The 24,292-nt window shown below is 63.7% G+C and carries 21 protein-coding genes and 1 tRNA gene; 5 read left to right on the top strand and 17 right to left on the bottom strand.

Translation table 11 applies throughout. The features are described 5' to 3' along the window. The first annotated feature begins 96 nt into the window (after positions 1-96). Positions 97-993 carry a LysR substrate-binding domain-containing protein gene (locus JQ587_RS20225; RefSeq protein ID WP_212426394.1) on the top strand — a complete coding sequence of 299 codons (897 nt, stop codon included), beginning with the start codon at positions 97-99 and terminating at the stop codon, positions 991-993. Between the two features lie 22 nt (positions 994-1,015). Here the strand turns inward: JQ587_RS20225 and JQ587_RS20230 are convergent, their stop codons facing one another. The 6 genes from JQ587_RS20230 to JQ587_RS20255 form a co-directional block, all read right to left on the bottom strand. Next, positions 1,016-2,602, bottom strand: a complete 1,587-nt coding sequence (locus tag JQ587_RS20230; RefSeq protein WP_212426395.1) for a hypothetical protein — start codon at positions 2,600-2,602, stop codon at positions 1,016-1,018. Positions 2,603-3,115: 513 nt separating this feature from the next. After that, positions 3,116-4,303: an ABC transporter permease gene (locus tag JQ587_RS20235; RefSeq protein WP_212426396.1), complete on the bottom strand. Its 1,188-nt coding sequence runs from the start codon at positions 4,301-4,303 to the stop codon at positions 3,116-3,118. A 4-nt stretch (positions 4,304-4,307) separates the two neighbouring features. Continuing rightward, the gene (locus JQ587_RS20240; RefSeq protein ID WP_212426397.1) at positions 4,308-5,468 is read right to left on the bottom strand and encodes an ABC transporter permease; all 1,161 of its coding nucleotides are present in this window, start codon (positions 5,466-5,468) and stop codon (positions 4,308-4,310) included. Continuing rightward, positions 5,465-6,166, bottom strand: a complete 702-nt coding sequence (locus JQ587_RS20245; protein ID WP_212298533.1) for an ABC transporter ATP-binding protein — start codon at positions 6,164-6,166, stop codon at positions 5,465-5,467. Before JQ587_RS20245 ends, JQ587_RS20240 begins: the two co-directional genes overlap by 4 nt. 19 nt (positions 6,167-6,185) lie before the next feature. Further along, entirely contained in the window at positions 6,186-7,253 is a 1,068-nt protein-coding gene (locus JQ587_RS20250) for an efflux RND transporter periplasmic adaptor subunit (protein ID WP_212426398.1), read from the bottom strand. A 64-nt stretch (positions 7,254-7,317) separates the two neighbouring features. Further along, positions 7,318-8,454 carry a helix-turn-helix domain-containing protein gene (locus JQ587_RS20255; RefSeq protein ID WP_212426399.1) on the bottom strand — a complete coding sequence of 379 codons (1,137 nt, stop codon included), beginning with the start codon at positions 8,452-8,454 and terminating at the stop codon, positions 7,318-7,320. Between the two features lie 420 nt (positions 8,455-8,874). Between JQ587_RS20255 and JQ587_RS20260 the strand changes: the two genes are divergently transcribed. The 3 genes from JQ587_RS20260 (at position 8,875) to JQ587_RS20270 (ending at position 13,966) form a co-directional block, all read left to right on the top strand. Continuing rightward, positions 8,875-9,321 (top strand): hypothetical protein, encoded by a 447-nt coding sequence (locus JQ587_RS20260; protein WP_212426400.1) that lies wholly within the window; start codon positions 8,875-8,877, stop codon positions 9,319-9,321. A 5-nt stretch (positions 9,322-9,326) separates the two neighbouring features. Continuing rightward, the gene (locus JQ587_RS20265; RefSeq protein ID WP_212426401.1) at positions 9,327-10,418 is read left to right on the top strand and encodes a hypothetical protein; all 1,092 of its coding nucleotides are present in this window, start codon (positions 9,327-9,329) and stop codon (positions 10,416-10,418) included. A gap of 74 nt (positions 10,419-10,492) precedes the next feature. Continuing rightward, entirely contained in the window at positions 10,493-13,966 is a 3,474-nt protein-coding gene (locus tag JQ587_RS20270) for a DUF4132 domain-containing protein (protein WP_212426402.1), read from the top strand. 652 nt (positions 13,967-14,618) lie between these two features. Here JQ587_RS20270 and JQ587_RS20275 read toward each other — a convergent pair. The 3 genes from JQ587_RS20275 to JQ587_RS20290 all read right to left on the bottom strand — a co-directional run bounded on the left by JQ587_RS20275 (position 14,619) and on the right by JQ587_RS20290 (position 17,264). Further along, the gene (locus JQ587_RS20275; protein ID WP_212426403.1) at positions 14,619-15,533 is read right to left on the bottom strand and encodes an alpha/beta fold hydrolase; all 915 of its coding nucleotides are present in this window, start codon (positions 15,531-15,533) and stop codon (positions 14,619-14,621) included. A 341-nt stretch (positions 15,534-15,874) separates the two neighbouring features. Then, positions 15,875-16,711: an alpha/beta fold hydrolase gene (locus JQ587_RS20285; RefSeq protein ID WP_212426405.1), complete on the bottom strand. Its 837-nt coding sequence runs from the start codon at positions 16,709-16,711 to the stop codon at positions 15,875-15,877. A 64-nt stretch (positions 16,712-16,775) separates the two neighbouring features. After that, positions 16,776-17,264 carry a methylated-DNA--[protein]-cysteine S-methyltransferase gene (locus JQ587_RS20290; protein ID WP_249154416.1) on the bottom strand — a complete coding sequence of 163 codons (489 nt, stop codon included), beginning with the start codon at positions 17,262-17,264 and terminating at the stop codon, positions 16,776-16,778. Positions 17,265-17,571: 307 nt separating this feature from the next. Between JQ587_RS20290 and JQ587_RS37040 the strand changes: the two genes are divergently transcribed. Beyond that, the gene (locus JQ587_RS37040; protein ID WP_349629516.1) at positions 17,572-19,119 is read left to right on the top strand and encodes an AlkA N-terminal domain-containing protein; all 1,548 of its coding nucleotides are present in this window, start codon (positions 17,572-17,574) and stop codon (positions 19,117-19,119) included. A gap of 180 nt (positions 19,120-19,299) precedes the next feature. Here JQ587_RS37040 and JQ587_RS20300 read toward each other — a convergent pair. From JQ587_RS20300 to JQ587_RS20335, 8 genes are all read right to left on the bottom strand, one after another. Next, a tRNA-Phe gene (locus JQ587_RS20300) sits at positions 19,300-19,375 on the bottom strand. 186 nt (positions 19,376-19,561) lie between these two features. After that, complete coding sequence (gene yacG / locus JQ587_RS20305) at positions 19,562-19,744, bottom strand: DNA gyrase inhibitor YacG (RefSeq protein WP_212298550.1); 183 nt, start codon at positions 19,742-19,744, stop codon at positions 19,562-19,564. A 136-nt stretch (positions 19,745-19,880) separates the two neighbouring features. After that, entirely contained in the window at positions 19,881-20,510 is a 630-nt protein-coding gene (locus JQ587_RS20310; RefSeq protein ID WP_188098821.1) for a Maf-like protein, read from the bottom strand. A 158-nt stretch (positions 20,511-20,668) separates the two neighbouring features. Beyond that, complete coding sequence (locus JQ587_RS20315; RefSeq protein WP_212298551.1) at positions 20,669-21,136, bottom strand: arsenate-mycothiol transferase ArsC; 468 nt, start codon at positions 21,134-21,136, stop codon at positions 20,669-20,671. Between the two features lie 6 nt (positions 21,137-21,142). Beyond that, a complete protein-coding gene (locus tag JQ587_RS20320; RefSeq protein ID WP_212298552.1) occupies positions 21,143-21,640 on the bottom strand; it encodes a UPF0262 family protein in 498 nt (165 codons plus the stop codon). Next, positions 21,637-22,932: a histidinol dehydrogenase gene (gene hisD / locus JQ587_RS20325; RefSeq protein WP_212426407.1), complete on the bottom strand. Its 1,296-nt coding sequence runs from the start codon at positions 22,930-22,932 to the stop codon at positions 21,637-21,639. Before hisD ends, JQ587_RS20320 begins: the two co-directional genes overlap by 4 nt. A 145-nt stretch (positions 22,933-23,077) precedes the next feature. After that, positions 23,078-23,527 (bottom strand): DUF2948 family protein, encoded by a 450-nt coding sequence (locus JQ587_RS20330; protein WP_212298554.1) that lies wholly within the window; start codon positions 23,525-23,527, stop codon positions 23,078-23,080. 89 nt (positions 23,528-23,616) lie between these two features. Then, positions 23,617-24,276 carry an NAD-dependent epimerase/dehydratase family protein gene (locus JQ587_RS20335; protein ID WP_212426408.1) on the bottom strand — a complete coding sequence of 220 codons (660 nt, stop codon included), beginning with the start codon at positions 24,274-24,276 and terminating at the stop codon, positions 23,617-23,619. Positions 24,277-24,292: the final 16 nt, after the last annotated feature.

Here is a 24,292-nt window from a genome sequence, read left to right on the forward strand (position 1 = left end):
GCTTGCACGACGGAAGAAGGGCTCCATCGGTCATTCGTTGACCAGGTGCGACATCAAGTCCAATATATAGAACGACACGATTGATAGGTTTTCCCTATGGACCTTCGCCAGGTCAGATACTTCATTGCGGTGGCCGAGGAGCGCAGCTTCACCCTCGCCGCCCGGCGGCTGCACCTTTCGCAGCCGCCGCTCAGCCAGCATATCCAGGCCCTCGAGGCGGAGCTGGGCACCCAGCTGCTCTACAGAACGAGCCGCAAGGTCGAGCTGACGCAGGCCGGTGAAGCGATGCTGCTGCGGGGGCGCGCGATCCTGCAACAGGTCAAGTCCGCTGAAGACGAGGTACGGTCGATCGGCGCCGGCCTGATCGGAACGTTGGACCTTGGCGCGACCGGCTCCATTCTGCGCGGTCGTCTGGCGGAGTTGCTTGCGGCCTACCGGCAGGTCGCGCCCCTGGTCAGGATGACGGTACATGAGCAGGCGCCAGCGCTGCAGATCGCGGCCCTGCTCAACCGCACGACCAACATCTCGCTCATTCGCGGCATTCCCGGTGAACGCGACCTGACCAGCAAGCTGGCATGGCGGGAAGAGGTCGTCCTCGCGGTGTCCCGCTCGCACCGGCTGGCGCAACGCAAGCGCATCGCCCTCGGTGAGTTGGCGTCGGAGGATCACGTCATCCTGGACCCCAACAGCTCCGATTTCGCGCGCTATGTGCAGACCTGCTGCGTCGATGCCGGCTTCCTGCCGAAGGTGTCCCAGCAAGTCGTGGACGCGCAGTCGATCCCGAGCTTGATCGCGGCCGGCTTCGGCGTCGCGCTCGTGCCGCAGTCGATCGCGCGTTTTACGACGGCCGATATCGTGTTTCGTCCGATCCGGCCCTCACCGCCCGCGGCCGACGTGTTCCTGGTGTTCAGGGAGGACGAGACGTCGATGGTGGTCCACAATTTCATCAAGCTCGCGCTGCGGTATCTGAGCCAGCGGAAGAGGCTGGGGTAGGACTTCGCGGCCACGGGACTGCTCACCTCACGCACTTGTCGCTGTCCCGGTCCCATTCGGGACGATTGTGAGCGCGCTCCGCGGCCTGCACGATGAAGGACCGGCCTTGGGCGATGTCCTGAGGGGTAGACTTCGGCGGAAACGGTACCTCGTCGATCGCGCGACCCATGCGAACCATGGCGACGCCCCACCAGGACATGTGACTCACATCGCCGCCGAGCGGCCGACGCGGTTGATCGAACAATGCGATGACATCAGGCAGCGCACCGGCGGCATCAGGCCCCAGCCGAATGAACGCACGGCACACGGCCTCGACGACGTGTCGCCGCCTCTGCCACGGCTCGACCTGCACATCCGCCTGAAGGATACGCACCAGTTCCGGTACGGCTGCCTGGCCCTGATCGGACAGGCGCTCGATCAGATGGGGCAGATTCAGTCGCATCGACTGGTCGCGCAACAGCGCAATCTCGTCGGCTGTGGGCACCGCAAACGTGCCAGGGGCCATCTTGCGCACCAGACCATCGAGACTGCTGCGCAGCTCAGGAGGCGTCGCGGGATTGATCAATCGCGCGATGATGGCGCCGCGAAGCTCCGGCCGCACGGGAGCGCGGACGTTGTCGAACAGCGGCCGCAGATCGGTCACCCTGGTGTCGGCAATCACCTTGCCAAGCAGTTCGTAATCGCCGTCTTTCATGGAAAACCAGTCGAGCGTCGCAAGCCAGCGGGGCGCGAGCGCGAGGTCCACCTGAGGATCGGGTTGCCGCAGGGCCGCGGCGACCCGGTCGCGCATGTCGGTCACGCCATCGCGGCGGTCGACGGCCGTGGCATCTTGCGGTTCGGGCGGCCGCGCCAGCGTCGTTTGATCGAACAGCACCTTGATCGGCTGGACGCCGGCGAAGCCGTTACCGGCTTGCAGCGTGGTCCGCGCCAGTTCCCAGCCAGAGCGGGTGAGCATGTCGGAAGGCGTTAGAAGCAGCGGCGCCACGACGACGTCGGCCGTCGCGTATTCACGGCGCAGCAGCACGCGTCCACCGCGGTCGCGCAAATCCAGTTGCTTGAGGCCGACCCCATGGGCGTCCCGGCCGATCGCGGACGTCATCTTGATCGTCAGATCGTGATGCGGAGGCGACGGAACGATGGACAGCGTGACGTCGCTTGCAAGCCGCAGAGCCCAGTGGGAGATGACTGCATTCTCCCGCGCCTTGCGCGCCGCGATGATGACCTCGGGAGCACCAATGACCCGCTTCTCCGGCAGGTATTGCAGGATCAGCTCGGGCTTTTTCGGAGCCACATCATTGGAGCCGGCTTCGCTCTTGGGCACCAGGCGATAGCTGATCGGCTTCACCGCATCGCCGCGCTCATTCGTGCCGGTGAGCGTGACCGAGGTCACGCCGGGCGTATCCAGCAATGAGGCGCACAGCGCATAGCACGGCACGCGCCAATTGAGCTCGCTGCCTTCGGTCGGTGTCCTGTCGCTGTCGAGGAGAACGTCCCCGGCAATGACGACGCGATCGGACGGGACCACGTCCCCCTGTGTCGCCTGATGGAAGGCGTGCCGCCCGGACAGTGCCATCGGCAACGTTACGACGACGCCGAGGCCGAGCGTCATGACGCCCGCAATGAGATTGGCAGCGCGCGGGAAAGGGACGGGCAGATAGCGGCGCACGATCGCAAACGTCGCCGTATAGAGGAACACGGTGGGCGCGGCCCAGAGAACGAGGCCGGGAATGATCAGAAGCGCCAGGCCGAAAACTATCAACTGCGGTATCGCGACAGCGATCAGCGCCAGAAGCCCGCTAACCCCTAAGACGATCCAGACCATGACGTCCTCCGCGCCATGAGCCGGCGACAACAGCTGCACGATCCGGCTGCGTCGAACCCTGCGCCGCCAAACCTAGGCTCGGACGCTTAAGGCTCGGCTATTGAAGATCGTTAACTGTTCCTCTCGCGGGGCGGGCGAGATTGAATGAAGGAAATTCGGTGGGGGCTGGAGGGAGGCTGGGATCGCTTCACACGCGGCGCCCGCTGCGCTCAACTTATGCCAGATGCGAACAAGCCAGCGCAGTTCAGCGAGGGGCAAACGATGCAAGTCACCTGCGCCCGCAGCAAACGCCGCGGGCGATCAGCCATAGAGCCCGGCGACAATCGGCATGCGGGCGGCGCGGAGGGCGGGAAACAGTCCGCCGAACAGGCCGACCGCAAGCGCGAGCAACAGGCCCTGGCCGATGAGGCGTGGGCTGAGCTGGAAGTTGAACACGACCTGGCTGAAGCTTCCGCCCATGGTCGAGGCGGTGAAGCCGTCAAAAATCAAGAAAGTGGCCGCGGCCCCGATCACGCCCCCGATCGCAGCGAGGATCAGCGACTCGACCAGCGTGCCGACGAACGCCGAAAAGCCGCCGAACCCGATGGCGCGCAAGGTCGCGATCTCGGTCGCGCGCGCCGCGACCGAAGAGTACATCGTGTTGAGCGCGCCGGCGAGCGAGCCGAACGCCATCGCGATCGCCAGTGGCCAGCCGAGCTTCTGAATCAGGTCCGAGGTATTCGACGCCTGCTGGGCGAAGTAGGCGGCCTCCGACATCACGTCGAGCTTGAGTCGCGGATCGTTGTCGCTGTACGCACGCAGCGTCTCGATCGCCGCGGGGCTCGATAGCCGCGCGCGGACGGTCTGGACGGCGCCGGCGCGCTTGAACAGGCTCTGCAGCACCGGCAGATCGGCCCAGATCTCCGATTCGAACACGCTGCCGTCAGCGGCGAAGATTCCGACCACCGTCCACCGCGTATTGTTGAAGGTCACCGTCTGGTCGAGCTCGAAACCCTCGAATTCCTTGCCCAGCGCCCGGCCGACGATGATCTCGTTGCTGCCCGGATTGAACATCCGGCCAGCGGTCATGACGACGCCACGACGCAGCGCCGGGCCCTGCGGGCCAAGACCCCGCAGCGGCAGGCTCGCCTTGGTCATCGTGCTGCGCTTGATTCCATTGACCGTCAGATAGAGCTCGCCCGAGGTCTGCGGCTTGCCGTCGGCGGCTTTGGCGATGCCCGGACCGTCCTCGATCAACCGGACCTGATCGCGCAGGACGACGCTGTTGATCTCCGAAACCGCGCCGCTGCGCAACACAACGGCGATATCCTCCGCGCCGGAATCCGCGATGGTGCGCCGGAATCCATTGGCCATGGAGAGAAACGCCAAGAGCACGGTGACGACGAGACCGACCGCGATCACCGTCGCCAGCGACAGCCACAGGCGCTGCGGCAGGCTCTTGAGATTGATGGTGGTGACCGCCAGGATCTGCAGGATAATCGAGCGCATCGGGTCAGCTCCGTCCGAGCGCAGTGACGATATTGAGGCGCATCGCATTGAGCGCCGGTACCAGACCGGTGATGATACCGAACACGACCATCAGTCCCACCGCCGCCGCTGCGATATCCGGATATAGCGACAACGTGGGAACGAAGCTCATCAGGCTATCTCGCACCCTGGTGATCAGAAGCAGCGCGACGCAGAGGCCGGGCAGCCCGCCGAGCAACGCCAGCAGGATCGATTCGCCGAGCACCAGGCGCAGGATACGGCCACCGGGAAAGCCCAGCGTCTTCAGCACCCCGATCTCGCGTGTGCGCTCGCGCACCGTCATCACCATGGTGTTGCCGACGATCATCAGGATCGTCACGAAGGCCGCCCCGACCACCAGCTCGACGATCAGCGCGACGTTCCCGAGCTGGGCGGCGAACGCCTTGTTGAAGGCCTTCTCGCTGTCGGTCGTCGTCTCATAGGGAGAATTGGCAAACATCCCGTCGATGGCGTCGGTCACGCGCTCGTTCGCGGCCACCGACGTGGTGCGCAGCGCCAGCCAGTTGATCAGGTCCTTGCCAAACGAGCGGGTCTCGTTGAAATAATCGTAGCCCATCAGCATGACGTTGGTGTCGGCCTGCGGAATGCGGGCGGTGAAGCTGCCGACGATGATGAAGTCCCAGGCGTGCGAGCCGTTCTTTTGGGACCAGATGCTGCTCGAGATCGGAATGTGATCACCGATCTTCCAGCCCCATTTCTCCATCATACGCGCCCCGACCAGCACGCCGGTGCGCTCGCGGATGAAGGCCGCGCGGACCTCGGGTGGAAACACGAAGTCGCTGTCGCGAAGCTTCATCCAGTTCTCCGGATCGACAGCAAAGGCAGCGATGAAGTTCCTGGGCTCCTGATAATAGCCTCCGAACCAGCTGAAGTGGGTGATCTGGGCGACGCCATCGATAGCCGCGACGCGATTGTAGTAGGAGATCGGCAGGGGCTGGGTGAAGTTGATCTTGTTGAGGACCACCAGGCGGTCGGGCGTGGCGCGGTCCTGGCCGGCGTTGAAGGCGCGCTCGAAGCTCGCCAGCACGGCGAAGATCGCAAACGCGATCAGGATCGAGACCATCATCAGGACGGCTCGCAATTTCCGGCGGAACAGATTCTTGCGGATCAGGACCAAATCGTTCACGCCGCGAGCTCCTTCTCGATGAAGTGGCCCTTGTCGAGATGCAGCGATCGCTTGGCGTATTGCGCCGCCGCCGGGTCATGGGTCACCATCACGATGGTTTTGCCGAGATCGCGGTTGAGCACTTGCAGGATCGACAGGACCTCGTCGGCGGTTGTGCGGTCGAGATCTCCGGTCGGCTCGTCGCACAACAGCAGCGCCGGATCGGAGACGATGGCGCGCGCGATGGCGACGCGCTGCTGCTGCCCGCCCGACATCTCCTTGGGATAGTGCTTGACCCGATCGGCGAGCCCGACCACGCCGAGCGCCGTCTCGACCCGCTCGCGCCGCTCCTTGCGGCCGAGCCGGGTCAGCAGCAGCGGCAATTCGACATTCTGCGCCGCGGTCAGCATCGGCATCAGATTGTAGAACTGGAAGATGAAGCCGATATGGGACGCCCGCCAGCGCGAAAGCTCGCTCTCGGACAGGCGGTCAAGGCGCTCACCGGCGACCTCGATCCCGCCTGTGTCGGAGCGGTCGATGCCGCCAAGCAGGTTGAGCAGGGTGGTCTTGCCGGATCCCGACGGTCCCATCACGGCGACGAAATCGCCGCGTGGAATGGCAAGGTTGAGACCATCGAAGATGGTGATCGTCTCCTTCCCCTTGGTGAACCGCTTGCACAGATCGACGATATCGATCATCGGGTCGGTTGGCGATAACATGGGTCTTGCTCCCGCGTGCTTAGGGGGGATCGGACCGCGCCGCCGCGGGCGCGCCGTCTTCCTGGAATGTCACCTTGATCGCCATGTCCGGCAGAATGCGCGCATCTTTCACATCCATGCCGACGCGGACCTTGACGGTCGCCTTCTCGCGATTGGCGGTTGGCACGATTGCGATGACGGCGCCCGGGATGCGCCAGTCCGGATAAGCATCGAGCACGGCTTCGACGCGGGTGCCGGCATGCAGGCGGCCGATCGAGGCCTCGTTGACGTCAACCTCGATCTCGATCGAATCCATGTCGACAATGGTGCAGATGCCGGTGCGGGTGAAGCCGCCACCGGCCGACAGTGGCGAGATCATCTCGCCGGGTTGCGCGCTGCGGTCGACCACGACGCCGGCGAACGGTGCGCGGATCCGGTGCTTGCCGAGCACCTCGCCGGAGCGCTGGGCTTCGAGTCGCGCCGCCGCGAGTTGGGCCTCCGCCTGGTGGAGCTGGGCCCGCAGCACGCCGGCTCTCGCCTGCGACTTGGTCAGATCGGCTTCGGTGGCATAATTCTTCCCCGACAGCGTCTGGGTTCGATTGAGGATTCGCTCGGCATCGGCCAGGTCGGCGGCAATCGCGGCCATGGCCGCTTCGGAAGCCTCGGCGCGCGCCTGCGCCAGCGCGTAGTCCTTGTCGGCCAAGACATCGTCGAGCCTGGCGAGAACCTGGCCTGCCTGCACCACCATGCCCTCGTCGACCAGGAGATCGACCACCTTGCCGGTAACCTCGGCCGCGATGGTGGCCTTGCGGCGCGCGACGACATAGCCGGACGCGATCAGGCTGCTCGTGCTGCTCGGCGCAAGCGCCACGCTCTTCTGAAGCGCATTATCGGATCGCACGACCTGAGGAGACGGCCCCTCGACGGACGGTGTCTGCGCCGACTGGATCGGGCCGCCGAGCCAAAGCACCGCACCGCCTCCCAGGGCGACCAGGACGATCAGCCCGCCGATGGCCGGAAGCAGCCATCGTTGCGGCCGTGACGAAGGCCCGGTCGACGGGGACCGTTCGATCGTGAGCGAGCGTAGCGATCGCGTCCTGTCATCCATCGTTAGAGCTTGCCCGGTCCGGCACGCTCTCTCTCGCCCGATACAGAATTCGGCTAGCCGATTTTCAACGGGATTGGCCGATTCTGAAGTTTCCGTCGTTTTCCAATGCGATGGCTGCCGACCGGGCAAGTGCGTCGCGACGGAATTCGGTCGGTGTCAGGCCGCTTTCGGCCTTGAACGCACGATTGAACGGTCCGATCGACTGGAAACCGGCATCCATGGCGATCGTCAGCACGGCGACATCCCGTTGGCTCGGATCGGACAATGCCGCCTTGGCCTCATCGAGGCGATAACGATTGAGAAAGGCATTGAAGTTGCGATAGCCGAGGCCCTCGTTGATGGCCTGGCGGAGACGGTATTCCGGCAAGTCGAGCTTGGCCGCGAGCGCGCCGATGGTGAGGCCTTCCTGCCGATAGACCCGTTCGACCGTCATCAAATTGTCGAGCCGGCGCAACAGCAGCGACGCCGCGGCATCCCGGCCGCCATCGGCCGTTTTGACCGGAGCCGCGCGATTTGCGTTTTCGGACGCGGTGGCCGCTGCCAGCGCGACCACGGCGGGAATAGCCGGCGGCGGATGGAACAGTCCCCATCCGGCCAGTGCCGCGATCGCCAGCAGGCCGGCGGCGGTGGCCAAGCTGCCGGACATGCCGAAGCTCTTGGCCGAGATCGACGTCAGCTCCGGGACCGAGAGCAAGACCACAATGAGAAGCGACAGAATCAGAACCGCGAGCCGCAGCCGGCGCCGGCCGGCGACAAGGTCGGTTTTCCACGTCCTCACCGTCTGCACGGCCGCGGAGAGTGCCAAAATAATCGCCAGGATCGACATCGATCGAACGCCTGCCTTGGCGAACATCGGCCATGTCGTCCATGTGTAGATCACCGAGAACCAGACGCCGACGACGGCCAGCCACAGGGCGCCATGCCAGCGCCGCACCACGAAATCGTCGTCGAAACTCGCACGCGCCCATAACCAGACAAGCACCGGATTGGCGCCGAGGACCGGCATGATCCACAAGACCGCCAGCTTCGGCACGAACGGTGCGGTCACGATTGCATAGAGCGCGCCCGAGGCGGCCATGGCCACACTGAGCCATTTGATCGTATCCAGCGGGCGAACACGCCCCAGGGTAACGACCACGATCATCAGGAAAAGGCCCGCAACTGCGCCGCGCAGGCCGAGGTCAAGTGCGGTGGCTTCCATCCTGTCCGCGATTCATGTGCTGGCGAACCATTGCCGTCGAAGAGCCGCTCGGCAACTCAAGTGCAGACGCTACAACCTAAGGATAATCGGGTGAGTGTCAGGTGGCAAACCAGCGCTGCGGGAGGCGATCCAGGGCAGCCCGTCCCCGCCAAAGTGACTTCGCCGGGCAAGCTTCTCTGCTTCGCTATGAGGAGAACTTGCCTCACCAAGCGCAGCTGAGAGGGTCATGATCCCATTCAGCATAAGATTGCGGACCTGTATCTCATTGAAATTACGATCGGAATCCACGCGCTGACACGCCAATGGAGAGCCGCCCCTGCAAATAGTTGCAATGCTACCGCAATTGCTACGAGCCGTATTTTCAGAATCGTAATCCCCGCGGGGCATCCTCCCGGCGTAGGCTCGCAGGGAGTGTGACGCATGACTGCGGTGTTGGAAGTTTATGACGAGCGGCGGCCGGGCGCCGAGCCCGAGTTGCGCCACCGGCTTGAGTTGCCGACCGAACGGATGACCGCGCGCGAGCTGATCCGCTGCCGCATCGAGGCGGACGTGGCCTTGCACAATGCGGTCGAACGCGCGCGCCTTGACGGGAAAATCGCCGAGCGTGATGCTCCCAACGGATGGCTGGTCACGCCGGGTCCGGTCGAGCGAGCCCTGAACGGGCCTCGCGACGTCTATGGTCCGGGCACCCATCTCGACCTGATCGAGAGCGAGCCCTTGATCGCGGTCGCACTCGCGGCGTTTGCGCGCAATGGTTTCTTCATGATCCTCGACGGCCACCAGATCGTCGACCTCGATGAAGTCTTGACGGTCGGGCACGATAGCACCGTGACTTTCCTCCGCCTCGTGCCGCTGGTCGGCGGCTGATACGGATGTCGCAATATCCCTACGACCGCTTCGTCTATTTCGCGCCGGCGCGGGGGGTCGTTGCGCGCGTGCAAAGCGCATGGTTTTCGACGCAACATTCTGTTTCAAACAGGATTTCGCAGCTCAGAACGCGCCTGAGTGCGTGGTGGCATCGCGGAAAGCACCAACCCCTAGCAGCTTTCGATCCACGCACCGGACAGCCCGTTCTCGCTGGCATTCCCGACGGCACCAATTTTTGCCGGACACGACATGGCCGCGCGACGATCCTCTGGTCGACTTACGGGTCGGGCGGGACTTGCCATCTCTGCCTGGCCCAGAACGTTCTGACCGCCACGGGCAAGCGTATCGAGACTTCCCAGCCGAGACGCCCCCACGATTCCGGAGACGGCTGGATCTGGGGACGCTTCGAGATCAAGGCTGACGATGTCGCGCTCATCGACGATCCCCGGGCAAAACCGAAATACGATCCCGACGCGGACCCAGAAGCGACCCGGCAGGAGAAGCTCCTGGCGACGTCGCCGCGATTCCGTGCGGCGGTCGCAGACCCGGATTGCGCGCGCGTCGCATTCCTCCTGCTGAGCCAACTCGAATGGTTCAATGTCGGGGATCGCGACGAGCTCCCGGCGTTGAGCGGCAGCATCGCGGCGATGATCGCGGGCGTCCGCGATCGCGGTGAAATATATACGGATTACAAATTCGGCGCGACCACGGTTGGCATTCCGGAGGCCGACATCCGCCGTCACACGCGCGAAATTCACGACATCATGGGCGAGTTGGGTTGGCGAACCCACACGGCGGAAGAGCTTCGATTGAAGGCACGAGCCGACTTCAATAGCCGGGTCGACGAGAGGATCGCGAATTGGAACAGCCTGGCTGAGCTCGAGGCACGCGCCGCCGACTCTTGCAAGCCGACCGGCGGCCGATATGCCGAAATCCCGATGCTGATCTACGAAGGTGAGGAGGCTTGGGCCGAGCAACTGCCAGAGGACACCAAGCTCATGATGTCCGAGGAATATGCCCGGCGCGTGCGCCATCTGATCGCGACCAACCGCATTTCAAACGACGAATATCGCATTCTGACGGGTTCGATTTGGTAGCCGCGACGATGCGCACGCCTCAATCGTTCAAGGGCGTGACAGTCTCCCGACATGTATTTGAAGGATGATCATTCATGGCCCTGCTGGATTTGCTGAAGCCGATCGTGCGGACGCTCGAGGATTGGTCTCCGGACACACCTCGCTCGCGCATCGACATGGACGCGCTCCTCGCAGATTTGCGCAAGTCGGGCGTGGCAGCGCTCGACAGCTTCCTGGACGAGTGCCTCGACGGGGAGCGACCGCCCTTTATGATCGACTTCCCCCGGGCGTCGCGGATCGCCCGCGAGCTCTCCGAGGCCGACAGGTTGCAGTTGCTCGGGCGTGCGGCGCAGATCTCGGCGACCGTCACCCATCTCGACCTGACATGGCCCGAAACGCTTCAAACGAACAAAGCCCAGTTGTGGGACAATTTGCTTGGTTATGCCGTGGCTGCGATCGAGGACATGAAACCGCAACTCGACGATCGGACGGCCGCCGTTCTGGCGCGCGCCGCCCGCATCAGCGCGCCGGTGCCAGCGACCAGATCCGCCCGAATGGACCCCCTGTACGTTGCCAGGATGCTCGCCCGCTTGACGCCGGAGCCGATGAGCGAGGCCCAGCGACGGGCGCTCGCCGACGTCGCCGACTTGATCGATGGCTTTGCATGGGAGCCCCATCGCTATGCAAACGCGATCCGCGACCTTGAGCCCTTGTGTCTGCGGCTCGGTCGCACTTTCTCTGAGAGCGCTTTGGCGACGCGCCGGGAGCGGGCCAAAGATACTGCGCGTTTGGCCGTCGTCTATATTTGCGAGGGGACAAATCCACCGCTCAAGGCCCTGATCGAGGCGCTCTGTCAGAGGAGCCCCGAAGAGGTGCGGAATTCTCTCGTGGCGGAGATATCGGCTCTCTCCCCACTCGCAAAGGGAGAAGTCCTCGGCATGATGGCCGAGGCGCACCGCCGGAGGGTGATGCTGGAGGCAGGTCAAGTTGACCAATTCCCTGCTTATGGCGAGTATCAGGACTTCGCGAGCATTGGCTTCGTTAGCTGCGACGGTTTTGGTCCATTTTCCGACTTGGCGCGTCAGCTTCTGAAAACCAAGATCGCGGCGAGCGATGCGGCAGCGGCCACACTGCTCAAGGTCATGCCAAGTGCGAAGGTCCTGGCGGACCTGCGCGTCATCAACATTGCGATTGCGACGATGAATGCCGAAGCCTCGCCGCGAACCAGAGAGGCCGCCCGCGCATGTCTTGCCTGGGCCGCGACCGATTTCTGGGCTTTTGGCGGTAAGGCATCTATTTCCGCCCAGGCCGCACGCCGCCTCACGGCCGCACTGGACAACACTGACGCCGAACAGGCTGGGGAAGAACCGTCGCCTCCGCGCCCGACCTTCGCGCCCGACACGCGCAAGTCCGGCGTGTTGAGGGGCCTCTGGAGCCATTACGGCGATCTGTCCGACTTCCGAAAATTCTCGCTTGAAGACATCGCCTATGCGGAGCGTTGCCTTCAGGGACCGCAACCTCAGCCCGCGGCCGAAGGAAAATCATCGGCGGCTCAAGCCATGGCGGCCGTGATCAATGCTCTCAACCCGTTCGATGACCTCGCCCGGTGGTTTGTCGGCGACGCCGAGATCGGAGCATTGCTCGAACGCATGCGCAGGATGATGGAAATTCCGCAGGAGCTGCGCGCGCCGTGGAAGGCGCTGCATGTCCGCGCATTCGAGCTGGAGGGAAAGAGCAGCCCGTCGGGCAAATGGCTGCAGACGGCTCACCCGACGCTTGCAGGCCTTTCGTCGCAACAGAAGCTCGATCTTCTCAACGCGGTGCTGGAGATGCCGGGGTCGTCGAGCGTGCTGGCGCGCGCCGCGGTCTACCTGTCGGCCAGCTGGCCGGCCGAGGCCGTCGGACCGATCCTGACGCGGCACGCCCAAAATGTGTGCTTCCAAAGCAATCCCGGTGTCGGCATGCGCGATGAGCGCCTCGGCAACGCCTGCCTGTGGGCTCTGATCCATCTGCCGGAGGGCGGCGGCGTGCGCTATCTCGCCCGCCTGCTCTCACGCGTAAAATATCCCAAGGTGAAGAAGCGCATCGAGGCCGCGCTGAACGAGGCGGCGGCCAAGGCGGGCATCACCCGCGGCGAGCTCGACGAGCTGTCGATTCCGACGCATGACCTTGATGCGCACGGCACCACGGAGATCGCCGTCGGCGACGGCGCCGCGCTTGTGTCAATCACTGGGACGGCCTCCGTCGACGTGACGTGGCGCGCGGCCAACGGGAAGATATCCAAATCGGTTCCGGCCGCACTCAAGACGCACAAGGACGCTATCAAGTCGGTCAAGGCGCTGGTCAAGGAGATCGAGGCCGATCTATCGGTGCAGCCGCAACGCCTGCAACGCCTCTGGCTCGATGACCGCCGCTGGCCCGCCGAGATCTGGCGACAACGCTACGCGCAGCATCCGCTGGTCGGCGCGCTGAGCCGCCGGCTGATCTGGAACGTGCATCATGGCGCGGAGCGCGTCGCCGCCCTTTGGTCGGACGGCGGCATGAGCGACCTCGGCAACAACCCGGTTTCGCTCGACGGCGCCGAGATCACGCTCTGGCATCCGATCGATTGCACGGTCGACGAGGTGATGTCCTGGCGGGCAAAGCTCAGCGCGCTCGACATCGTGCAGCCGTTCAAGCAGGCGCACCGGGAAGTCTATCTCGTCACCGACGCCGAACGGCGCACCGGCGCCTATTCGAACCGTTTTGCCGGGCACATCGTCAAGCAGCACCAGCTGATGGCGCTGGCGCGCCTCAACGGCTGGATGGTGACGCACCGGATCTGGGCCGACACGCCCAATGACCAGCCAACCCATATCGTGCTGCCGCGGCAGGGCCTTGTCGCCGAATTCTGGACCGAGGGTGCCGGCGGCGATGATCCCGAGGTCACGGATTCGCAGGCCTATCTCTATCTGACGACCGATCAGCTTCGCATCTATCGGATCGCCAACCCCGCCGAAGCCGCGGTCGCCTCCGCTCGCGGACCGCAGCGCGGAGCAGTCGTCGACATCGCCGACGTCCCGCCGCTCGCGCTATCGGAGGTGATGCGCCATTGCGACCTGTTCGTCGGCGTGGCCTCAGTGGCGAACGATCCCAACTGGGCCGATGGCGGCCGAGATGCCGAACATCCCAACCAATGGCGCCGCACGATCGGCGCCGACTATTGGCGGACACAGGCTTTCGGCGATCTCAACACGATGGCGGAGACGCGTCTTGCATTACTGGCGGCGCTTCTGCCGAGCCTGGCGCTCGGCAAGGTCTCACGCATCATCGACGGCAAGTTCCTGCGCGTCGAGGGCAAGCTGCACGCCTACAAGATCCATCTCGGCTCCGGCAATATCCTGATGGAGCCGGCCGACCGCTATCTCTGCATCGTTCCGACGTCCACGGGCGCGGTTGACGTGCGCCTGCCGTTCGAGGGCGACAATATGCTGTCGATCATCCTGTCAAAGGCCGCGATGCTGGCCAACGACGACAAGATCACCGACACCAGCATCCTGAGCCAATTCGAACGGTTAACGCGCGGGTGAATTTCGAGGCTGCGATGCTGAAGACAAAGACGCTGCTGCGTCTCAATCAAGGGCGCATTGAGACAGTGCCATCGGGGGAAATGGCGCCCAGGGAGGGACTCATACGCAACCACCGACACGACGAACCGCTGTTTGTCCTTAGTATGGTGGCGTGAGCACTTGGCATCGTGGCGAAGGTTCACTGCAATGCGAAGCCCACAATCGTGGGAGCTGCCGCCGCTTGTGCGCCCCCCTGGCCAGGCTGGCGAAGAGACGCGGTTGATCCCAACTAATCTCGGGGTTCATCTGCGTGCCGAAATTCGCGAGCTTCCGTTGATTTTTCCGGGCAATCGACCAAGGATGCCAACGGGCTCTGTGTATGCCAAGACCAGATCAGTTGGCTGAACTTTTCGGCTCCGCTTTCGGGCGCCTTACCGTGATCCACAAGCGATCTCCGCGTCTATCGTACCTAACGCCTCAAGAACTTCTACGTCCATGGCTTCGCCCGAAGAGCTCCTCCGCTCGCGAGACCAAGGTCATGGGCGAAACCGTGCGAGCGAAGTGTGTCGAGGAGCTCTGGACCTCCAAAAAGCATCGCGGGGGCTCAACACGCCTCCTTGCCTTTCTCGGACCATTCACCATGAAGGGCGCCGCTATCCTATAGGGCCAACAGTTATTGGGCAGCCTGGTCTTGCGATTGCGTGCGGTCCATGAACTCGCGAATATAGCGATTGGTGAGTGTCGGATGCTCATCGAGGATCCAGTGACTTCCACCTTCGATCCGACGGATCGTTAGATCGGATACATACTTGTCGAGCCCATCATAATTCTGGTTCGCAAGGAACTTGTCCCGGTCGCCGTAGATGACGAGGGTCGGCACGGTTATGGTTTGCGGAGATACTTCGTGAACATAGTTGCCGTGGGCCGGTGACAGTCCTTCGGTGGGCCCCCACCCTTCCGCGTGATACCAGGCAACCATCCCCTCGATGGCGCCCGGCTGACGCCACGCAGCTAGGTAAGTTTCAAGGTCCTCCTTCGTAAAGAAGGGATGCTCGGCAAAGGTGCGCTTCAACGCTTCGAAATCGTTTGCCGCAAGTTTTGTCGCGCTATCCGGCCGGCGCAGCCTTAGCCAGTGCTTGCCACCGGCAATCTGGCTTTCGTTGTAGTGAAGTTCGCGATCGAATGTTGCAGGGTGCGAACCTGACATGACCACGAGGCGGTCGAGCATCTCTCGATGATGCAGGGCGAACGAATACCCGACGGCAGTACCCCAATCATGACCAACTAGAATGCAGGTGGAGAAGCCCAAATGCTGAACAAGGCATTTCATGTCATCCGCCGCAACCCAAACCCCGTTGTCCCTGAGATTCTTGGGTCGCGATGACAGGTTCACGCCTCGCAGATCAACAGCCACAACCGTGTAATCCTTGGCGAACTCGGCGATCTGATGGCGGAAGGCGTACCAATGCTGAGGGAAGCCGTGCACAAACAGCATAAGCGGGCCGGAACCGGCGATGACGTAGTGCAGGCGTGCCCCATCCACTTCCACAAATTGGTGTCGAAGCTCGGCTGCTGCGGTGGTGCTCATATGAAGCTCCCTTTCGGAAATGAAAATCGTTCACTTGCTGGATTCTCGGGCTTTGCGGGCTGCCGAATCAGTCCTCGCCCATTCGGCGCGGTCGTTGCGACACAGCTCGTAGCGTTCTGGCAGGCATCTCGCACAAAGCCGGTAGCCGGCAGCGATGGCGGTCGCTTCATCGGCGAAGAACACGCGATGGCGCGTGTAGAGTCCACGCGCGATCCATCGAAGCGGGCTTCGGCAATCGAGCCTTCCACAGCCTTTGAGCCGCCGATGTCCTCCGAGCAGGCCGGGCGTGGCGCTAAGATAAGTGCGGCCATCAGCGCCAATCAGCTTGTATGGCACGGCCATTATCTCCGCGTTACCGCCCCCGCTGGTGCCCGCGAGACCGTCCCAACTTCGTCGAGAAACGCCAAAACTGCGTCGGCGAAATCATCAGCTTTGTCGATCATCGGGCAATGGCCGCTTCCGAACATGCATGTTTGCCTTGCCCCGGGTATTCCGGCGGTTAGCTGTTCAGCGTGAAGCTTCGGGAAATCGCGGTCTTCATCGCCCCAGATGACGAGCGTGGGAGACCGGATCGCGCCGAGGCGCCCGAGCGTGTCGGCCTTCCTAGCGGCTGCAATTTGGCGCCGAACCGCCTCCCGTGGCGGCCGCGGGCCGGAGGCGATAAAGACTTCGACGATCTTGGCGATCGGCGTCTTACGAAAGAAGGAGGGTCCGAAATTGAAGTAGATGCTCTGGGTGGCAAACGTTTCGTCCGAAAGCTCTCGGCTGAAGGCTTCGCGCACGGTCAGTAGAGCGTCGAGCTCACCATCGCCCTTGGACCATGTGTTCGCAAGGATGAGGCCATTGACGCGGTCCGGCGCGCTCAGCGCTAGCTCTTGTGCGATCTGTCCTCCCAGCGAGTGTCCGATCACATGGGCCTTCTTGAGGCCGAGATGATCAAACAATGCCAGGACGTCGCCGGCCATGTCGGCGGGTCCGTAGCCGGACGCCTCACAAACGCTGCTCTTGCCGGCATCCCGATTGTCGAACGAGATGACCCTGCGTGTGGCGGAGAGCTTTGGCAGAACGCGCCTCCAGAGCCGCTCGTCGCCTGTCACGCCGGGGATCAGAACCAGCGGTTCGCCGGCGCCCTCCTCCGTGTACCAGAAGGTCAAGTCGTTGTGCTTGAATGTTGCCATCGTAGTTTCTTTCGAAAAGAAGGCCTATCGGCCAGCGGAAAAATCGGAGTAATAAGCACCAGGATCAAAGCGCGGCCGGTTGGGTTGGCAACAGCACGCCTTCATGCTCAAGCAGCCAGCGCTTGCGCTCGAGCCCGCCGCCGTATCCGGTCAGCGACGAGTCCTTACCGATCACCCGATGGCAGGGAACGACGATGCCAACAGGGTTTGAACCATTTGCCATGCCGACGGCGCGAATGGCCTTCGGGCGATCGATCGTCGTGGCAAGCAATCCATAGCTTGTCGTTCTCCCGGCAGGAATCTTGCGAAGAGCCGACCACACTTCTCGCTGAAACGGCGTTCCACCGGTCTCAACGGGGATCTCGTCGATAGCTCCGACATCGCCGGCGAAATACCGATCCAAGGTCTGGCGGGCGGTGGATTGGTCACTGGTTTTGACAAGACGAAAACCACCGGCGCCGTAATGCAAGCGCAGAAGGCGGTGCATGCGGTCCTCGAAATTGAGCCAATCAAGGGCGCGCAACGCGCCATGCTCGTCGGTCACAACGAGCATGTCACCCAGGACGGTCGGCACCCCCTCAACGCGAAGGATGAGGACGGTCGAACCGTTTTTTGTCTTCCTGGCCAACGGACTCCCCTCGCGCCTTTCCAGTGGTGCCGGCATTTCCTGTCTCGAGTTTGGACGGCTCCGCCTATTGGGCGACAACGCCGCCGTCGGTGACAAACGGATGGCCAGAAACATAGGACGCAGCCTCGCTGCATTTCTCGCAGGAATCGGACCTGGTCGTCGAAAGATCCGGGAGAGGCGATAGAGTCCGGAAACTGCCAGACTTTGCTGGCGCGATATGAGATAGAGTCTCATGGATCTTAACCATGACGCCTGCTACCGGGCGATCTCGACCAGGGACGTTCGGTTTGATGGCCGGCTCTTCATCGGCGTTAAGACGACCGGCATCTATTGCCGGCCGATCTGTCCGGCACGTGTTCCCAGGAAAGAAAACGTAACATTCTATTCAACGGCCGCTTCCGCGCACGAGGCAGGTTTTCGCCCATGCCTTCGATGTCGGCCCGAGGCAGCTCCGGATCTCGCCGCGTGGCAGGGAACATCCAGCACGGTGTCGCGCGCCCTTTCGCTTATCGAGGGAGGGGCTATGGATGACGGGGACGTCGTCGGCCTTGCCGATCGTCTCGGGGTCGGTGAACGTCAGCTCCGGCGCCTGTTTCGCCGGCACCTGGGAGCCTCTCCGATAACTGTAGCTCAAACGCGCCGTGTGTTGCTGGCGAAGCAATTGATCCACGAAACCAGCCTGCCGATGACGGAAGTGGCGCTTGCGTCGGGGTTCGCCAGCGTGCGCCGGTTTAATCAAACGTTCCAGCAATTGTATGGCCGCGCGCCGAGCGCGTTGCGTCGAAGCAAGGCGGCCGATGTATCTTCGGATGCCGCCGGCAGCGTGACGATTCGTCTGCGCTATCGTCCGCCGTACGATTGGCCAGCAATGATGGGGTTCCTGCGGCTCCGGAGCATTCCTGGGATTGAGACGGTCAAGGGAGACGCATATGCCCGCGCGATTGAGCTTGATGGAGTGCAGGGCATAATCGTGGTCCGGCCCATCGGTCAGGATGCGCTTGAGGCGACGGTCAGGTTCCCGAAACTGTCGGCGCTTCCCGCTATCATCGCGCGTTTGCGGCGCGTGTTTGATTTGGCCGCCGATCCCGCGGCTATCGAGTCGCATCTCGCGAGAGACCCTGCGCTTGCGGCGCTGGTCAAGGCGCGGCCGGGGTTACGTGTGCCAGGCGCTTGGGATGGCTTTGAACTCGCCGTGCGGGCCCTGCTTGGCCAACAGGTAACAGTGAGCGCCGGGATTACGCTTGCAGGAAAGCTTGTGGCGGCCCACGGCAGGCCGCTGAAGACGCGGCATGCCGATTTCCCGGAGCTGACGCACGTGTTTCCGCGTCCGAAGCGAGTTGCGGAAGCTGACCTTTCGCATCTTGGAATGCCAAGGAAGCGGATTGCTGCGTTGGCAGCCCTTGCCGCTGCAGTGGTGGCCGACCCAAAGATCTTTGGGGCGCGCCGAAGTCTCGACGAAGCGATCGTGCAGCTCCGATCGCTTGCTGGCGTCGGCGAATGGACGGCTCAGTACATTGCGATGCGCGAGCTCCGCGAGCCAGATGCGTTCCCTGCCGCAGATATCGGCTTGATGCGCGCGATGGAGGATTCGACCGGGCGTCGCCCTACTCCAACAGACTTGTTAGCCCGCTCAGAAGCGTGGCGTCCGTGGCGCGCCTATGCCGCCCAGCATCTGTGGTCGTCGTCGGCCGATCGAGCCGCCCAGGAACGCAATCCCAAGGAAGGCTCAAGGAAGATGCATTCAAAGGAAGCTGTAGGCGAGTTCAAGCCAAGTATTTGAAACGCCGGCCGGGCCTCGTCGCGTCAACGGCCGCGCGGACGCCAGGCAGCTCATGCAAGTAGCGCCCGGCTAGGCCGGCACTCACTCCGCCGCGAGAAGCAGCCGGGAGCGCCTGCGTTCCGCGCCCGTCTCGCGAACGCAATCGCAAAAGATCGTGCTTCAGCGTGGAAAAGCGTAGTTTGGTGCCCAGGGGCGGAATCGAACCACCGACACTGCGATTTTCAGTCGCATGCTCTACCAACTGAGCTACCTGGGCGTGCTCCACGAGAGGGGCCAAAGCCCATCGAGCGGGCGGTTTATAGTGGGCTCACAGCGGCCTGTCTACCCACGCTTCGCCATCGGCTTCGCCGGGCGCGGCCCGGCTGTGCACAAGGTGGAGCAGGGGTGCCGCGGCGGACGCGGGGGGCGCCGGCCGCGCAAGCAAGCATTTGATATTACTTTATTATTCGACGTCATCCACGTCGTCGTCCCGGCCGGGAATGACGTAGGAGCCTTTCAGCCAGCGGTTCAGATCGACATCGCGGCAGCGCGACGAGCAGAACGGACGGGTGGCCTGCGCCTGCGGCTTGCCGCAGATCGGGCAGGTTTTCAGGGGCGCGGCGGGCTTTTTGACTTGGTCGTCCATGATGGCGGCAGTCTACACCAGGTGACGAGGCTCAAGCGCCTCTCGGCAAACGGGTTCCTGCGACAGACGCGCATGCGTCGCACCGGCCGATTCTACTGTGCATGGGGTTGTTTTCGAGATTTTTGTCGGGCCGCGCTTATACGGCCGTGGCATTGAGCCAGCCGAAGCGGATCGGAAAGCCTTCGCCGCCGAGCAGCGTCGTGGTCTCGTAGAGCGGCAGGCCGACCACGTTGGTGTAGGAGCCCACCATCTTCACCACGAACGAGCCGGCTATGCCCTGCACGGCGTAGCCGCCGGCTTTGCCGCGCCATTCGCCGGAGCCGATATAGGCCTGGATGTCGTCCTCCGAGAGGCGCTTGAAACGGACACGCGTCTCGACCAGGCGCTGCCGGAACGCCTCGCGCGGCGTCACCAGGCAGATCGCAGTGTAGACGCGGTGGTTGCGGCCCGACAGCAGCCGCAGGCACTGCGCGGCCTCGTCCACGAGATTGGCCTTGGGCAGGATACGGCGGCCGACCGCCACCACGGTATCGGCCGACAGGATGAAGGCGCCGCGCAGCTCGTCGTCGAGCTGCACCGATTTCAACGCAGCGTCTGCCTTGGCCCTTGCGAGGCGATTGGCACAGGCCCGCGGCAGCTCACCCCGTCTCGGCGTCTCGTCGACGTCAGCCGGCCGGAGCGCGTCCGGGTCGATGCCGGCCTGGTTGAGCAGCGACAGGCGCCGCGGCGAACCGGAGGCAAGAACGAATTTGGGGCGGCCGAGCATCAGGTGATTTTTGGGAGACGAGGCAGGGGGTGAATTGCGCGCGGAACCTATCGGAAGGGGGCTGATTTCACAACCCGGGAACCCGGACTTTGCTGATTCGAGGTGTCCGACATGCGTGTGCCCTCAGTCTGTGACGCGGGTGTTACGCCCACCCGATGCTACCCGCTCGCAGCCCCGACCTTGGCGAAACGCCGGCGGATCCGCATCAGGAGCTGGTCGCAGACTTCGCGATAGGCTGCGAGCTTCTGGTCGCGGCTGCCTTCGATGGTGGTGGGATCCTGCGTCGGCCAGTATTCGACGTCGGCCGCAAGCGTGCGGGTCAGCTCCAGCGCCTTGTGGTGCGCCTCCGGCGAGAGCGTGATGATGAGGTCGAAATTCAGCCCCTCCCAATCCTCGAGTTCCTCGAAGGTCTGAGGCTTGTGGGCGGAGATGTCCTGGCCGAGCTCGGCCATCACGGCGACTGCGAACGGATCGACCTCGCCTTTCCTGGCGCCGGCCGATTTCACGTAGAGGCCTTGCGGAAACATGTGCTGCAGCAGGCTCTCGGCCATCGGCGAGCGCACGCTGTTCATCGCGCAGGCGAACAGCACCGATTGCGGATCGCGTGCGCGTGGGGGCGCAGCCATCCGGGATCAGCCCTTCCAATGAAGGACGGTAATGAGCGTGAACAGGCGGCGCGACGTCTCGAAATCGACCCGCACCTTGCCCTTCAGCCGCTCCTGCAGCGTGCGCGATCCCTCGTCATGGATGCCGCGGCGCCCCATGTCGATGGCTTCGATCTTGTCCGGGGTCGCGGTGCGGATCGCCTGGTAGTAGCTGTCGCAGATCATGAAATAGTCCTTCACGATTCTGCGGAACGGCGTCAGCGACAACAGATGCGCGACCACCGGCGTGCCGTCCTCGCGGCGGATGTCGAACATCAGCCGGTTGCCGCTGATGCCGATATGCAGCGTGAACGGCCCCTTCCCGTCGGCGCCATCGGGCGCGAACAGATTCTGCTCGATCAGATCGTAGATCGCGATCGCGCGCTCATGCTCGATGTCGGGTCCGGAACGGCCGATGGAGTCCTCGTCGAGGGTGACCGCGACGATGCGATTGGTCGAGTCGTCCTGTTCGGGCGGCTGGGTCATGACAGATTGAGGCGCAATCCAATCGAGCGCGAATGGGCATCCAGCCCCTCCGCTTGTCCGAGCGTCATCGCGGCCGGGCCCAGCGCACGCAACTGGTCCGGGCCGCATTTCAGGATCGAGGTACGCTTCATGAAGTCGGCGACCCCGAGGCCCGAGGAGAATCGCGCCGAGCGTGCGGTCGGCAGCACATGGTTGGAGCCGCCGACATAATCGCCGATTGCTTCGGGCGTATGAGCGCCGAGGAAGACAGCGCCGGCGTTGCGGATTTTTGCGGCGAGCGCATCGGGATCGCTGGTCATGATCTCGAGATGCTCGGCGGCGATCGCATCGGCGAGCGGAATGGCATCAGTGAGGTTCTTCACCATGATGACGGCACCGAAATCGGCCCAGGAGCGGCCCGCGATGTCGGCACGCGGCAGGGTCTTCAGTTGCGCCTCGACGGACTTCTCGACATCGGCGGCAAGCCGCGCGGAGTCCGTGATCAGGATCGACTGCGCGCTGGCATCGTGCTCGGCCTGCGCGAGCAGATCTGCGGCGATCCAGTCCGCATTGCCGGTGTCGTCGGCGATCACCAGCACCTCGGAGGGACCGGCGATCATGTCGATGCCGACCTTGCCGAACACCAGCCGTTTTGCGGCGGCGACATAGGCATTGCCGGGGCCGACGATCTTTGCGACCGGCGAGATCGTCGCGGTGCCATAGGCGAGCGCAGCGACAGCCTGCGCGCCGCCGACGCGGTAGATCTCGGTGACACCACCGAGCGAGGCGGCCGCCAGCACCAGCGGATTGAGCTTACCGTCGGGCGAAGGCACCACCATCACGAGGCGCGACACGCCCGCGACCTTGGCCGGCACCGCATTCATCAGCACCGAGGATGGATAGGCCGCGGTGCCGCCGGGGACGTAGAGGCCGGCGGATTCGATCGCGGTATGGCGCCAGCCGAGCTCGACGCCGAGCGGGTCAGTAAAGCGCTCATCCTTCGGCAGCTGACGGCGATGATAGGTCTCGATGCGATCGCCCGCGAGTTTCAACGCATCCAGTGTCGCGGCATCGCAGGCCTTTTTTGCGGCTTCGATCTCGGCGGCCGAGACGCGAAGGCCGGATGCATCCAGCGTCAGCCGGTCGAACTTCGCCGTAGCCTCGAGCAGGGCGGCATCGCCGCGCTTGGCCACGTCGTCGACGATGGCGCGCGCGGCCGCCTCGACATCGGCCGAGACCTCGCGCTTGGCGGCGAGGAAGGCCGCGAATCGCTGGTCAAAATCGGCGCTGCTGCGGTCGAGGCGAACGGGCATTTTTGGTTTGGCTTCTGCTAATTTGGGTGGCGCGGTCTGGCTTACAGCCCCCTGCTCAATGGCGCGGCGGGGAAGCTGCGTCAACCCTTGGAAGCTACCGTTCGAGCGAGGGTCTGAGACGGTGAAGCTGGTATACAGGCCCGCCTCACCCCTCCCCCTCGATCCCAGGCCCCGTTCCCAGCTCGTCCGTCCCGAGATCGGTCAGCTGGCATTCCAGGCATTCAACATCGAGGCGGATGGCGCCGCCCTGGGCAAACAGCAATAGCGCGCTGCCGCCGGGCTCCTCGTCACGGCCGTCCTGGGGGTGAAACTCAATGCCGACGAGGTCCAGAATCTTGTCCGGCGCCCCCAAGTCGATGTTGCGCGATTTGCAGGCGAGCACGCGGTCGAAGCGGAGCGCCGCGACCAGCCGACGCGGCTCGGCCTCACCATCCAGCGTCTGCTCCCAGTCCAGCCGGCTCATGCCAACCACCAGGCGCTTCTCGCCCTGCCGCCAGATGATGTCGGAAGGCTGGACGCGCGCATCCTGCACATGAGTCGAGATCACGGCGAGATCGTCGGCATCGAGCGCGATCAGTTTGAGCTGCGGAGACATCACCGACACTTCTCCTCGGGGGCCGATCCGGCTCAACGCGCGGGGCGGCCAAAATTTCCTCGCAAACTAGCGGCCCGGCAGACCAAGGACTAGAGGCTATTGATATCCCTCATCTCCAGTACCTTCTTGGGATAACCGACCCGCGCGACGTGAATCATGGCGCGGCCCATCTGCTCGGTCGAGGTGACGAGCGCGGGCGAGATCCGGCGCAGCACTGACCACAGCGGCCAGGTCACATCGTAGACCGCCTGCACCCAGGCCGTCTTTGAGCGGGTGCCATGCAAAGGCTGGATCGCGCCGGGCCGAAACATATAGGCGGCCTTGAACGGCAGCTTGAGCAGATCGTTCTCGGTCTTGCCCTTGACCCGCGCCCACATCCGCGAGCCCTGCTCGGTGGAGTCAGTGCCCGCGCCGGTAACATAGGTGAAAGTCATCTGCGGATTGAGCCGCGCCAGCGTCGTCGCAGCAGCGAGCGTGATGTCGTAAGTGAGATGGCGGTAACGCTCTTCGCTCATACCGATGGAGGAGACGCCGAGACAGAAGAAGCAGGCATCGAATCCGGTGAGCTGCCCCTCGATCGCCGAATAGTCTGTGAAATCGTTGTGGATGATCTCGGTCAGCTTCGCGTTTTGCACGCCGGTCGGGCTGCGTCCGACCACCAGCACGCGCTCGACACCGGCATCGACCAGGCACTCGCGCAGAACGCCCTGCCCGACCATGCCAGTCGCGCCGAAAATGATGACACGCATCGGAACGTCCCCACGG

It is taken from the genome of Bradyrhizobium manausense (assembly GCF_018130615.1).
GTDB lineage: Bacteria > Pseudomonadota > Alphaproteobacteria > Rhizobiales > Xanthobacteraceae > Bradyrhizobium > Bradyrhizobium manausense_A.

Excerpts from the sequence above, each read along its gene's own strand:
- JQ587_RS20225 (WP_212426394.1), top strand. The coding sequence starts at position 97 with ATGGACCTTCGCCAGGTCAGATACTTCATTGCGGTGGCCGAGGAGCGC.
- JQ587_RS20230 (WP_212426395.1), bottom strand. The coding sequence starts at position 2,602 with ATGACGCTCGGCCTCGGCGTCGTCGTAACGTTGCCGATGGCACTGTCC.
- JQ587_RS20235 (WP_212426396.1), bottom strand. The coding sequence starts at position 4,303 with ATGCGCTCGATTATCCTGCAGATCCTGGCGGTCACCACCATCAATCTC.
- JQ587_RS20245 (WP_212298533.1), bottom strand. The coding sequence starts at position 6,166 with ATGTTATCGCCAACCGACCCGATGATCGATATCGTCGATCTGTGCAAG.
- JQ587_RS20250 (WP_212426398.1), bottom strand. The coding sequence starts at position 7,253 with ATGGATGACAGGACGCGATCGCTACGCTCGCTCACGATCGAACGGTCC.
- JQ587_RS20255 (WP_212426399.1), bottom strand. The coding sequence starts at position 8,454 with ATGGAAGCCACCGCACTTGACCTCGGCCTGCGCGGCGCAGTTGCGGGC.
- JQ587_RS20260 (WP_212426400.1), top strand. The coding sequence starts at position 8,875 with ATGACTGCGGTGTTGGAAGTTTATGACGAGCGGCGGCCGGGCGCCGAG.
- JQ587_RS20265 (WP_212426401.1), top strand. The coding sequence starts at position 9,327 with ATGTCGCAATATCCCTACGACCGCTTCGTCTATTTCGCGCCGGCGCGG.
- JQ587_RS20270 (WP_212426402.1), top strand. The coding sequence starts at position 10,493 with ATGGCCCTGCTGGATTTGCTGAAGCCGATCGTGCGGACGCTCGAGGAT.
- JQ587_RS20275 (WP_212426403.1), bottom strand. The coding sequence starts at position 15,533 with ATGAGCACCACCGCAGCAGCCGAGCTTCGACACCAATTTGTGGAAGTG.
- JQ587_RS20285 (WP_212426405.1), bottom strand. The coding sequence starts at position 16,711 with ATGGCAACATTCAAGCACAACGACTTGACCTTCTGGTACACGGAGGAG.
- JQ587_RS20290 (WP_249154416.1), bottom strand. The coding sequence starts at position 17,264 with ATGCTCGTTGTGACCGACGAGCATGGCGCGTTGCGCGCCCTTGATTGG.
- JQ587_RS37040 (WP_349629516.1), top strand. The coding sequence starts at position 17,572 with ATGGATCTTAACCATGACGCCTGCTACCGGGCGATCTCGACCAGGGAC.
- yacG (WP_212298550.1), bottom strand. The coding sequence starts at position 19,744 with ATGGACGACCAAGTCAAAAAGCCCGCCGCGCCCCTGAAAACCTGCCCG.
- JQ587_RS20310 (WP_188098821.1), bottom strand. The coding sequence starts at position 20,510 with ATGCTCGGCCGCCCCAAATTCGTTCTTGCCTCCGGTTCGCCGCGGCGC.
- JQ587_RS20315 (WP_212298551.1), bottom strand. The coding sequence starts at position 21,136 with ATGGCTGCGCCCCCACGCGCACGCGATCCGCAATCGGTGCTGTTCGCC.
- JQ587_RS20320 (WP_212298552.1), bottom strand. The coding sequence starts at position 21,640 with ATGACCCAGCCGCCCGAACAGGACGACTCGACCAATCGCATCGTCGCG.
- hisD (WP_212426407.1), bottom strand. The coding sequence starts at position 22,932 with ATGCCCGTTCGCCTCGACCGCAGCAGCGCCGATTTTGACCAGCGATTC.
- JQ587_RS20330 (WP_212298554.1), bottom strand. The coding sequence starts at position 23,527 with ATGTCTCCGCAGCTCAAACTGATCGCGCTCGATGCCGACGATCTCGCC.
- JQ587_RS20335 (WP_212426408.1), bottom strand. The coding sequence starts at position 24,276 with ATGCGTGTCATCATTTTCGGCGCGACTGGCATGGTCGGGCAGGGCGTT.